This window comes from Collinsella aerofaciens (assembly GCF_019131995.1).
In the GTDB taxonomy this organism is placed as follows: domain Bacteria; phylum Actinomycetota; class Coriobacteriia; order Coriobacteriales; family Coriobacteriaceae; genus Collinsella; species Collinsella aerofaciens_S.
The window spans coordinates 19,075-30,494 of record NZ_JAHONA010000027.1; the positions used below are offsets into that span (position 1 = coordinate 19,075).

The window sequence follows — 11,420 nt, forward strand, 5'->3', positions numbered from 1 at the left end:
AAAGGCTTACACGTGAACGAAGAACCTCAAGTCCTCTACTGCGACGCCTGGCTCATGGCCATCGATAAGCCTGCCGGCATGATCGTCCACGGTGACGGCACCGGCGAGCGCACACTTACCGACTACGCCAGCGATCTGCTGCTGGCGATGGGCGACGGCTTTGCCGCGACCGACATGCAACCGCTCAACCGCTTGGACCGCGACACCACCGGCGTGGTGTTGTTCTCGCTCGACAAGCAGACGCAGCCCGCTTTTGACCAGATGATTATCGACCACGCATTCGAAAAGCACTATCTGGCGCTCGCCGAGGGCAAGATCGACTGGAACGAAAAGCTCATCGACAAGCCCATCGCCCGCGACCGCCACGACAGCCGCAAGATGCGCGTCGGCGCCAGCGGCAAGCCGTCTCAGACGCGCGTCAAGGTACTCAAGCGCCTTAAGAGCCGCCGAGGCCTGCCCGCGCGTTCGTATATCGATGTTGAGCTGCTCACCGGCCGCAAGCATCAGATTCGCGTGCACCTGGCCAGCGAGCGTCACCCCCTGGTTGGCGACGACCTGTACGGAACGCCGCGCCCCTGCGGCCTGATGCTCCACGCCCACAGCGTGTCCTTCACGCATCCCGTAACCGGCGAGCACATCCACATCGAAGCCCCCTGCCCCTGGGAGCCCTAAACCACCACAAAGGGACAGGCACCTTTATGGTGGTTTTGCCGCGATGGCTCAGCCGCGGTCCCAAAACGTCTCGATCTGTAACAGTTAGAACCCGTTTTCCGGTCTATCTGTTACAGATCGAGACATTCGAATCCCTCTCAAGGAAAAATCTCAATCTGTAACAATAACTCGGCAAAATCGGCCCAAGATGTTACAGATTGAGATATTCGGATCCCACCGGAGAAATCATCTCGATCTGTAACATCTGGAGCCCGCATTTTGACCTTCCTGTTACAGATTGAGACGTTATGGGACCAACAGGAAAAATATCTCAGCTTGTAACATCTGGAACCCATATCCCTCTCTTCCTGTTACAGATCGAGACAAATCCCCAAACAGCAAAAGGCGGCAACGTCCCTGGTGGACGTTGCCGCCTTTCCATTGGCAAGACCCTTCCGCTCCCGCTACTCGGTAGCCTTGTCGAGAGGCTTCTTAAGGAAGCTCAGAACCAAGCAGCCGACCACAGCGCCGATAGCAAGGGCCAACAGGTACTGCACCGGGTTCGTGATGACCGCGATAACCCAGGCGCCACCGTGCGGAGCGGGGCTCGCGCAACCAAAGAGCATCGACAGACCGCCGGCGGTCGCAGATCCCAGGATGCAGGCGGGCAACACGCGAAGCGGATCGGCCGCGGCAAAGGGAATGGCACCCTCGGTGATAAACGACAGACCCATGATGTAGTTCACCAGGCCTGCCTTGCGATCGGCCTCGGTCCAGCGGTTCTTAAAGAACGTCGTGGAGAGCGCGATGACCAGCGGCGGTACCATACCGCCCGCCATGACGGCAGCCATGATCATATTGCCCTGCAGCGTTTGCTCGGCAAGGGCCGCGGTGCCAAAGACATATGCGGCCTTGTTGATGGGACCACCCATGTCGGTCGCCTGCATGCCGGCGCAGATAATGCCCAAAAGAACGATACTCGTGCCCGAAAGACCGTTGAGCGCGCCGCTAATGGCGGTGTTGATAACGCCCATAATCGGGTTAACGGCCATCATAAAGAGACTCGTAAAGAGAATGCCCAGCACGGGGTAGATGAGCATGGGCTTGATACCGTCGAGCGACTCGGGTAGCACGCTTGCAGCCTTCTTGAGCGCATTGACGATAATGCCGGCGGCAAAACCGACCAGCAGCGCGCCCAAAAAGCCAGCAGAGACAAGCTGAGCCTGGGCATCGGCATCCATTGCCGTGGTGAGATAGCCCAACGTAAAGCCCTGCTTTGCAATCCAGCCACCCACAAAGCCCGCGGCCGAGCCCGGACGGTCAGCAATGGACATGGCAATATAGCCCGCAAGGATGGGGAGCATAAAGTTGAACGCCTGGTTGCCCGCAAGGTTAAAGAAGGCCGCGACCGGAGTGCTGTGGCCGTATGCGCTCGTGCCCAGTCCCGCCTGGTCCAGCAAGAACGAAAGCGCCATGAGGATGCCGCCGCCAACAACAAAGGGGAGCATGTGCGAAACGCCGTTCATCAGGTCCTTATAGACCCTGCGGCCCAAACCCTCGGATTCGCCCTCGGCAGCCGCCTGTACCGCGGCGCCGCCGGACACATGATGAATAGGCGCATTGCCCGCAAGCGCAATATTGATAAGTTCCTCGGCGTCATTAATGCCACGCGTCACCGCACAGGAGTAAACCGACTTGCCATCGAAGCGATCGAGCTCGACATTTTTATCCGCCGCAATGACGACACCCTTGGCACCAGCGATGTCTGCCGCGGTCAGTACATTTTTAGCGCCGCCCGAACCCTGAGTCTCGACCTTAATGCTCACGCCCATCTTGGCTGCCTGGTCTTCCAACTCTTTGGCCGCCATAAATGTGTGAGCAATGCCCGTTGGACATGCCGTGATGGCAACGACATCGTAAGTGCCGCCCCCAACCTTCTCGTTTGCAGCTGACATGTTTCCTCCTTTTGCACAAGCAGGCCCAGCCCTCCCCTTCTAAGGGTCACAACCTGCGTATTACCTTGTGTTTGAGTGATTGATAGCGCCGAAGTGACGGCGCTTTTAAGCGATATCTATACGATGGCCCCGGCGGGCATGATCACGTCGTATGGAAACAGGGGTACTGGGAAATCATGCCCGACGGGGCCATCGGAACCACCACAATGGGGACAGGCACCTTTGTGGTGGTTTTGGCCTTACTTCGCCCTGTCGCTAGACCGTGATGACGTTGTCTATCGACTGGTACTTGGCGGGGACCTCGCCTGCGGTAATAATCGTTGCGTCGCGGAAGTCCGCGAACTTGACGGGCGCCACCATGCCAAATTTACTGGCGTCCGAGATTACGAAGCGTTTGGCGGTATGGCGCATCGAGATACGCTTGACCTGTGCTTCCTCGATATCCGGTGTGGTGAGACCTTGCTCGGCCGCGATGCCGTTGGATCCCCAAAAGCCGCAGTTGAAGTTATAGCGGTCCAGGGTTGCCAAGGCATCGGGGCCAACGAGCGCCTCGGTCTCGGGTTTGAGCTCGCCGCCCAGCACCACGGTACGCATGCCGCGCAAAGCAAGGTGCTGAGCATGGAGCACGGAATCGGTCACATAGGTGACGCCGTCGAGACGCGGAAGATGCTCGATGAGCTTGAGGGTCGTTGAGCCCGAATCGATATACACAAAGCTATCGGGCTCCACCAGGGCCGCGGCACGAGCACAGATGCGCTCCTTGTCATCGTTATGGAGATCACTGCGTTCGCTGATCGTCAAGTCGCGCGTCACGTGCGCGCGCTCCAGACTCGTCGCACCTCCGTGCACCTTGGCGATACGGTGCGCGCGGTCGAGCGTTTGCAAGTCACGGCGAATGGTGGACGGTGTCACGCCCAGGGCCTCGGCAAGTTCCGGCACGGTAACCGAGCCGGCCTGCTGCACCATCGACACGATCGCATTGAGCCTATCTTCCGCAAGCATCGCTTACTCCTCCTCGGGGTAGACGACTCCCCAATCGGCGCGGAGCTTGGTCATGAGCTCCATCACATCAGAAGCATAATCCAGAAGCTCACGCTTGGAATCGTCGCCGGCGACGGCCTGCTCGAGGTCAGCCATCTCGTAGCACAGGGCATAAGCCTCGGTGCCAGCGTGGACCTCCTCACGGCGACCGTCCGCAGTCCACACGATGGTCGCATGGTCGGCGCGCGGATACTCGTTGACCTCGATATAGCACTTGTCGAAGCTAATGACCGAACGCTTGGGCTGCTTGGAGTGGAGCGTGAGGCTCACCACGCCCAGCTGCTGTTCGGCATTACGGCAGACGATGCCGCCTGCAACGTCCACGCCGGTCTTGCAGGTGTTACCCAGAGACACGACCTCGACGGGCTGGCTCGCCATAAACAGGCGCATGACGGACAGGGCGTATACGCCAATATCGAGCATGGCACCGCCGGCGAGGTTGCGATTGTAGAAACGGTTGGTCAGGTCGCCGTACTCCTTGTAGCTACCAAAGTTGAGCTGAGCGAGGTTCATGCGGCCAAACTCGCCGGCATCCATGCGGCGGCGCAGCTCTTGATACAAGGGCATGTGGAGCACCGTGGTAGCGTCCATAAGAACCACGTTGTGCTCGTCGGCGATGGCACGGGCCTCGTCAAGCTCGGCGGAATTGAGGGTAATGGCCTTCTCGCAGAGCACGTGCTTGCCGGCGGCCAGCGCAGCACGCAGATAGGTGATATGCGTGTTGTGCGGGGTGGTGATGTAGACGGCGTCGATGTCAGGATCGGCGTAGAGATCCTCAACCGTGTCATAGACCTTCTCAACGCCATACTGTTCTGCAAAAGCCTGAGCCTTGGACAACGTGCGGTTGGCAACGCCCGCGAGCTTTCGGCCGGCAAGGGCAAGGGACTGAGCCATCTGGTTGGCAATAACGCCGCAACCGATCACAGCCCAACGGAGCTCGGGAGCCGTAAAGATGTCGTTAGGGAACGGCTTGTCCTGGACCGAAGCGAACGCTGCTTTTGCGGCTGCCGCGGAGTCGAGTGGAGCCTGCTTGGAATCTGCCATATGTGCCTCCTGAGTCATCGGAAGTTCTTCATTTCCAACAGCCTTATATTCGCACAAATGCGCGCGCATTTGCTTGTATTTGCGTGTTTATTTGTTTATCGGTCATTATTTAGCCATATTTTGCACATTTTTACGCGGTCATACGCATTAACACGCAATGCTATGCGCGATAATGCGCATGCGAGGATCCTTGTAAAGGATAAAGAAGCGGAACACCAAAGCCCAAAAAGGCAGAGCAGGCTGTCTTACTCTTCCCCTCTAGGGGCATCAGGCATCAATGGACCGTCCCAAACTGCCGACACATGGGGACTGTCCCCAACTGCCGGGACTACTCATTTAAGTCTGTCCCCAATGAGCACAATCACTCATGTAAGTCTGTCCCCAATGAGTATTTAAGTCTGTCCCCAATGAGTAGGGATAGAAAAAGGCCCGGGTGCCGTGGGGCATCCGGGCCTTTGCTAGCAACTTGATGTTGCGGGCAGCTTAGAACTTGTGGCCGCACTTCTTGCAGACGCGCAGCTTGTTCTTGCCGTCCTTCTCGTGACCGACGCGGGTAACCTTACCGCACTCGGGGCAAACGAGATTGACGTTGGAGGCATCGATGGGAGCCTCCTGCGAAACGATGCCGCCCTGCTGGTTGGCAGCGTTGGGCTTGACGGCCTTCTTGACGACCGAAACGCCCTCGACAACGACCTTGTTCTCTGCAGGGAGAGCACGCAGGACAACGCCCTGCTTGCCGCGATCCTTACCAGAGAGAACCTGGACCTTATCGCCCTTCTTGATATACATATATCTCCCCTAACTACAGGGTCTCGGGAGCGAGCGAGACGATCTTCATGTACTTCTTGTCACGAAGCTCGCGAGCGACGGGCCCGAAGATACGGGTGCCGACGGGCGAACCATCGTTGTTGATGACAACGCAGGCGTTCTCATCAAAGCGAATGTAGGAGCCATCCTTGCGGCGGATCTCCTTAACGGTGCGAACGACGACGCAACGGACAACGTCCTTCTTCTTGACGTTGGCGCCAGGGGTAGCCTCCTGGACAGCACCGATGAACACATCGCCGATGCCTGCATAACGACGCTTGGAACCGCCAAGCACCTTGATGCAGCGAATCTTGCGAGCGCCGGAGTTGTCGGCGACGTTCAGCATGGTTTGCATCTGAATCATGGTAGATGTTCCTCCGAACTAAGAACCGAAGAGAGGTGCGCAGCCTTTATACGGCCCGTGGTATGCAAGCCAGGCATACGCACATCTTCGGAAACGTACAAGTCGTAAGAGCGACTGCTTATTTAGCGCGCTCGACGACCTCGATGAGGCGCCAACGCTTCATCTTGGACATAGGACGGGTCTCCATAACGCGGACGGTATCGCCCACGCCAGCCGTGCACTCCTCGTCGTGAGCGTGCAGCTTCTTGGAGCTGGTCATCATCTTGCCGTACTTGGGGTGACGCTTGCGCTCGGTGATGGTGACAACAATGGTCTTGGCACCGGAGACGGAGGTAACGACACCCGTACGGACCTTACGCGAGTTACGCGAATCAGTCATGTTCTCTCCTTAGGTCCTACTCGGCGACAGCGGACTTCTCCGCTGCGATCTCGCGGGCGCGCTGCTCCGTGAGGACGCGAGCGATGTCCTTCTTCACGGTGTTGACGCGAGCGGTGTTGTCCAGCTGGCTGGTGGCCATCTGGAAACGAAGGTTAAAGAGCTCGGCGCGCATTTCCTTCAGCTTCTCAACGAGCTGAGCGTCCGAGAGCTCACGAATCTCTGCGGGCTTCATTAGTTCTCCTCCTTGGCGGCGGCGGCGTCCTCAGCAGCCCACTTGGCCTCGAGAGCGGCCTCCTCAGCCATCTCCTTCTCGATGCGCTGCTCAGCGTTCTTGGCAGCAACAATCTTGGTCTTGATGGGGAGCTTGTGCTGCGCAAGACGCAGAGCCTCGCGAGCGACCTCCTCGGGAACACCCTTGACCTCGAACATGATGCGGCCGGGCTTGACGACGGCCACCCACTCCTCGGGGTTACCCTTACCAGAACCCATGCGAGTCTCGGCAGGCTTCTTGGTGATGGGCTTATCGGGGAAGATCGTGATGTAGACACGACCGCCACGCTTCATGTAGCGGGTCATGGCAATACGAGCGGCCTCGATCTGACGGTTGGTGATCCAATGGGCCTCGAGAGCCTGGATACCAAACTCGCCGAAATGCAGCTCGGTATTACCCTTGGCCTGGCCCTTCATGGAGCCACGCTGCACCTTGCGGTGAAGAATACGCTTAGGGGCAAGCACTACTGACCCCTCCTCTCGGAGTTACGACGACGAGGACGGGAAGAGCCCTCGAGTGCAGGGTTGGGAACAGGCTGGCCCGGGAGCTTCTCGCCCAGGTAGATCCAGACCTTCACGCCGCAAGCGCCCATGGTGGTGCTGGCGACAGCCGTGCCGTAGTCGATCTTGGCACGAAGGGTGTGCAGAGGCACGCGACCCTCGCGGTACCACTCACGACGGCCCATCTCGGCACCGCCGAGACGACCGGAGCACTGGATACGGATGCCCTTAGCGCCGGCCTTGCGGGCGGACTGGACAGCCTTGCGCATAGCGCGACGGAAGGCAACGCGGCCCTCGAGCTGCTCGGCGATAGACTGAGCAACGAGGTTGGCGTCGAGCTCGGGGCGCTTGATCTCGACAACGTCGACGGAGAGCTGGCCCTTGGAGACGCCAGCGACCTTCTCGAGCTCGGTACGGAGGGTATCGATCTCGGCGCCCTTCTTACCGATGACAACGCCGGGGCGAGCAGTGAGGATGATGACCTTCACCTTGTCGCCAGCGCGCTCGATCTCGACGCGGGAGACAGCTGCGCGGGAAAGACGCTTCTCGAGGTACTTACGAATCTCGAGATCGTTACCGAGGGTCTTAGCGTAATCCTTCTCTGCGAACCAGCGGGAGCGCCAGTTCTCGGTGATGCCAAGACGGAAGCCGGTGGGGTAGACTTTCTGACCCATACAGCTTTACGCCTCCTTTCGAGGAGCAACGACGACGGTGATGTGGGAAGTACGCTTCAGAATGCGAGAAGCGGAACCCTTGGCGCGGGGACGGATGCGCTTAAGCGTCGGACCCTCGTCAACATAGGCAGCGGCGACAACCAGGTTGTCGGCACGCAGACCGTTGTTGTTCTCGGCGTTCGCAACGGCGGAACGGAGAACCTTCTCGACATCCACGGCGACGGCGCGGTCGCAGAAGTGGAGGATGTCGAAGGCCTGAGCGACAGGCTTGCGGCGGATCAGATCGACCACCAGGCGGGCCTTGCTGGGGGAAACACGCACGTACTTAGCGACGGCGCGAACCTCGGTGGCCTCAGTTTCAATAGACTTAGTTGCCATTTACGGTTAACCCCCTATTTGGCCTTGTGGCCACGGAACGTACGAGTCGGCGCGAACTCGCCGAGCTTGTGACCAACCATGGACTCGGTAACATACACGGGCACATGCTTGCGGCCGTCGTGGACGGCGATGGTGTGACCAACCATCTCGGGGAAGATGGTGGACGCGCGGGACCAGGTCTTCACGACGTCCTTCTTGCCAGCCTCGTTCATCGCGGTGATACGCGAGAGAAGGCGAGTCTCCACGAACGGGCCCTTTTTGAGACTTCTGCTCATAAGTGCTTTCTCCTAAAACTCGGTATCCGAAATTACTTCTTACGGCGACGAATGATGTGCTGGTTCGAGACCTTCTTCTTCTTGCGCGTACGAAGGCCCTTCGTCGGCTTACCCCAGGGGGTAACGGAGGGACGACCAGAGGTGTGGTTCTTGCCCTCGCCACCGCCGTGCGGGTGGTCGACAGGGTTCATGACGGTACCGCGGACGGTCGGGCGCACGTTCATGTGACGCTTACGGCCGGCCTTGCCGATGACGATGTTGGCGTGATCGGCGTTGCCGACCTCACCGACGGTGGCGCGGCAGGTAACGAGGATGCGGCGCATCTCGGAGGAAGGCATACGGACGATAGCGTACTTGCCCTCCTTACCCATCAGCTGGCAGGAGTTACCGGCGGAACGGGCGATAGCAGCGCCCTTGCCCGGCTGGAACTCGACGGCGTGGATGAGCGTACCGACGGGGATGTCGGCGAGGGGCAGAGCGTTGCCCGGCTTGATGTCGGCGTCAGAACCGGACATGATGGTCTGACCAACCTCGAGACCCTTGGGGGCCAGGATGTAGCGCTTCTCACCGTCAGCGTAGTGCAGCAGAGCGATGCGAGCGGAACGGTTCGGATCGTACTCGATCGTGGCAACCTTGGCGGGCACGCCGTCCTTGTTGCGCTTGAAGTCGATCACGCGATAACGACGCTTCACGCCGCCGCCCTGGTGGCGGGTGGTGATGCGGCCGTTGTTGTTACGACCGGCCTTCTTGGGCAGGGGCTCGAGAAGAGACTTCTCGGGCTTGGTGCAGGTGATCTCGGAGAAGTCGGAGATCGTCTGCCAACGCCTACCAGCGGAGGTCGGCTTAAGGTGCTTTACAGCCATTACAATCCCTTTCAATAGGAATCCGTTAGCCATCGCAGACAGGGATTCGAGGTTCTGCCTCGGGTGCGATGACACCGGACGTATACACGGTTCCGGGCGTGTCCATTTTATACGCCCAAAACCTTGAGCTCCCGCCTCCCCTATTTGGGAGGCATGAGCTCACTCAACAGCAGCGAGTCTTAGGCCTGGTTGCCAAAGACCTCGATGGTGTCGCCCTCGGCCAGCGTGACGATGGCCTTCTTCCAAGAACGGGTCTTGCCGGCGACATAGCGCACGCGCTTGGTCTTGGGCTTGACCGTCAGGGTGTTCACGCGAACGACCTTGACGCCGAAGATCTCCTCGACAGCGTCCTTGATCTGATACTTGTTAGCATCCTTGGCGACCTCGAACGTGTACTTGTTCAGCTCCATGCCGGAGAAGGAACGCTCGGACACGATCGGACGGATGATGATCTCGTGGGCGGTCATTTATGCAAGCACCTCCCCGAAGTGAGCGGCGATGTCGGCGGGCATCAGCACAGCGTTGTTGTTGACGAGATCGTAGGTGTTGGCCTCGTCAGCGGTGATGATGAACGTCTTGGGAATGTTGCGGAACGACAGGTAGGCGTTGACGTCCTCATCGCGAACGATGATGGTCAGACGCTTGCCCTCAAGGCCGAGAGCCTTGAGCATGGCGACGGCAGCCTTGGTGGAAGGCTTCTCGAAGCCGTAGTCGTCGACGAGCACGAGCTCGCCATCGGCCAGCTTGGCGGACAGCGCGGAGCGCATAGCCAGCTTGACCTCCTTGTTGTTCATACGCTTGGCGTAGGAACGGGGCTTGGGGGCGAAGACAACGCCACCGTGACGCCACTGGGCAGCACGGATGGAACCCTGGCGGGCACGGCCGGTGCCCTTCTGACGCCAAGGCTTCTTGCCGCCACCGGAAACCTCAGAGCGACCCTTAGCGGACTGGGTGCCCTGACGCCAAGAGGCCATCTGGCACTTGACGATGTGGTGCATAACGTGGATGTTCGGCTCGATGCCGTACACCTCAGCGGCGAGCTCGGCCTCGGCGACCTTCTTGCCCTCGCTGTTCTTTACTTCAAACTTTGCCATTTAAGTGTTCTCCTTGGTATGACGCTGGGCTAAATGGGCTGGGCCCTTAGGCCATACGGATGGCGACGAGACCATTCTTGGCACCCGGGACAGCGCCCTTGACCAAGATGAGGTTCTGCTCGGCATCGATGCGGACAACGGAAAGGTTCTTGACGGTAACGCGCTCGTTACCCATGTGACCGGCCATCTTGACGCCCTTGAGGACGCGCGCAGGATAGGCGCACTGACCGATAGAACCGGGGTGACGCTGGAAGTGAGAACCATGCGTCATAGGACCGCGGCGCTGACCCCAGCGCTTGATGCGACCCTGGAAGCCCTTACCCTTGGAGGTACCGATGACGTCGACCTTCTCGACATCAGCGAAATCAGCGACGGTGACGACCTCGCCGACCTTGTGCTCCTCGCCGTTCTCGACGCGGACCTCACGAAGGAAACGGACAGGCTCGACGCCAGCCTTAGCGAAGTGACCAGCCATGGGCTTGTTCACGTTCTTGGCCTTGATGTCGCCGAAACCGATCTGGACGGCGTCATAGCCGTCGGTTGCCTGAGTTTTAACCTGCGAGACAGCGCAGGGGCCAGCCTGGATGACCGTGACGGGAACGACGTTGTCGTCCTCGTCCCAAACCTGGGTCATGCCAATCTTGCGGCCGAGAATCATGCTGATCAAGATATGATCCCAACTCTCGCGTGGTCTTGGGACAATGCGTACACCACCGAGCGTACGCCCCTAGAGGACCACTACTTACACGACGTGCTCCCCAGCCTTGTATTACGTCTGGACTACCTGACAACCCTATTAAGCAGGCATTTTGTCCAGCCAGAATACTCCCCTGGTTTCACACAGCTGTTTAGTATACACGGCTGCGGGCGTATCCATCGAGATTCATATTTCACTCACATTGTTTACGCAGGTCCTTGATTATCAACTTCATCCGAACACTTCCCACATTCATCCGCACATGTGCGGATGAATGTGGGAACCCGATACCCTGAGGGCCGGACCGGCCGGCCCCGGGAGATCGGAGGACGGCATGTCCGGAAAGAAGAATAGGGGCTCCGCGAGGGCGGTCCCGAGGGCCTACGGAAGGCTCACGAGGCACGAGCGGGACACGGTCCAGAGGATG

General features: G+C 59.1%; 15 protein-coding genes and 1 pseudogene. 1 reads left to right on the top strand and 15 read right to left on the bottom strand.

The genetic code is table 11. The annotated features are described in order from the left end of the window. Positions 1–12: 12 nt before the first annotated feature. Complete coding sequence (locus KSY82_RS08295) at positions 13–672, top strand: RluA family pseudouridine synthase (protein WP_368042052.1); 660 nt, start codon at positions 13–15, stop codon at positions 670–672. Between the two features lie 443 nt (positions 673–1,115). On the opposite strand, the gene KSY82_RS08300 is transcribed toward KSY82_RS08295, so the two are convergent. The 15 genes and pseudogenes from KSY82_RS08300 to rplC form a co-directional block, all read right to left on the bottom strand. Next, complete coding sequence (locus tag KSY82_RS08300) at positions 1,116–2,606, bottom strand: PTS fructose transporter subunit IIC (protein WP_217750891.1); 1,491 nt, start codon at positions 2,604–2,606, stop codon at positions 1,116–1,118. Positions 2,607–2,861: 255 nt separating this feature from the next. Next, complete coding sequence (locus KSY82_RS08305; protein WP_217750892.1) at positions 2,862–3,608, bottom strand: DeoR/GlpR family DNA-binding transcription regulator; 747 nt, start codon at positions 3,606–3,608, stop codon at positions 2,862–2,864. 3 nt (positions 3,609–3,611) lie between these two features. Further along, positions 3,612–4,691, bottom strand: a complete 1,080-nt coding sequence (locus tag KSY82_RS08310) for a Gfo/Idh/MocA family protein (protein ID WP_217750893.1) — start codon at positions 4,689–4,691, stop codon at positions 3,612–3,614. Between the two features lie 483 nt (positions 4,692–5,174). Continuing rightward, on the bottom strand, positions 5,175–5,480 hold the full coding sequence (gene rplX, locus KSY82_RS08315) for a 50S ribosomal protein L24 (RefSeq protein ID WP_006235043.1): 306 nt from the start codon (positions 5,478–5,480) through the stop codon (positions 5,175–5,177). A gap of 13 nt (positions 5,481–5,493) precedes the next feature. Then, positions 5,494–5,862, bottom strand: a complete 369-nt coding sequence (gene rplN, locus KSY82_RS08320) for a 50S ribosomal protein L14 (RefSeq protein ID WP_006235041.1) — start codon at positions 5,860–5,862, stop codon at positions 5,494–5,496. A 118-nt stretch (positions 5,863–5,980) separates the two neighbouring features. After that, positions 5,981–6,241, bottom strand: coding sequence for a 30S ribosomal protein S17 (gene rpsQ / locus KSY82_RS08325; RefSeq protein WP_006235040.1), 261 nt, complete (start codon positions 6,239–6,241; stop codon positions 5,981–5,983). 16 nt (positions 6,242–6,257) lie between these two features. Next, the gene (rpmC, locus tag KSY82_RS08330; protein WP_006235039.1) at positions 6,258–6,473 is read right to left on the bottom strand and encodes a 50S ribosomal protein L29; all 216 of its coding nucleotides are present in this window, start codon (positions 6,471–6,473) and stop codon (positions 6,258–6,260) included. Between the two features lie 86 nt (positions 6,474–6,559). After that, positions 6,560–6,976 (bottom strand): annotated as a pseudogene (gene rplP, locus KSY82_RS08335) (50S ribosomal protein L16); the annotation flags it as partial. Beyond that, positions 6,976–7,686 carry a 30S ribosomal protein S3 gene (gene rpsC / locus KSY82_RS08340; RefSeq protein WP_006235037.1) on the bottom strand — a complete coding sequence of 237 codons (711 nt, stop codon included), beginning with the start codon at positions 7,684–7,686 and terminating at the stop codon, positions 6,976–6,978. The gene rpsC and the pseudogene rplP, both read right to left, overlap by 1 nt. Positions 7,687–7,692: 6 nt before the next feature. Further along, positions 7,693–8,064, bottom strand: coding sequence for a 50S ribosomal protein L22 (gene rplV / locus KSY82_RS08345; RefSeq protein ID WP_006235036.1), 372 nt, complete (start codon positions 8,062–8,064; stop codon positions 7,693–7,695). A 14-nt stretch (positions 8,065–8,078) separates the two neighbouring features. Beyond that, positions 8,079–8,339, bottom strand: coding sequence for a 30S ribosomal protein S19 (rpsS, locus tag KSY82_RS08350; protein ID WP_006235035.1), 261 nt, complete (start codon positions 8,337–8,339; stop codon positions 8,079–8,081). A 32-nt stretch (positions 8,340–8,371) separates the two neighbouring features. Beyond that, a complete protein-coding gene (gene rplB, locus KSY82_RS08355; RefSeq protein ID WP_055250219.1) occupies positions 8,372–9,202 on the bottom strand; it encodes a 50S ribosomal protein L2 in 831 nt (276 codons plus the stop codon). Positions 9,203–9,381: 179 nt separating this feature from the next. Further along, positions 9,382–9,669 (bottom strand): 50S ribosomal protein L23, encoded by a 288-nt coding sequence (gene rplW / locus KSY82_RS08360; protein WP_022094197.1) that lies wholly within the window; start codon positions 9,667–9,669, stop codon positions 9,382–9,384. Continuing rightward, entirely contained in the window at positions 9,670–10,296 is a 627-nt protein-coding gene (rplD, locus tag KSY82_RS08365) for a 50S ribosomal protein L4 (RefSeq protein ID WP_006235032.1), read from the bottom strand. A 46-nt stretch (positions 10,297–10,342) separates the two neighbouring features. Beyond that, entirely contained in the window at positions 10,343–10,963 is a 621-nt protein-coding gene (rplC, locus tag KSY82_RS08370) for a 50S ribosomal protein L3 (RefSeq protein WP_035137484.1), read from the bottom strand. Positions 10,964–11,420: the final 457 nt, after the last annotated feature.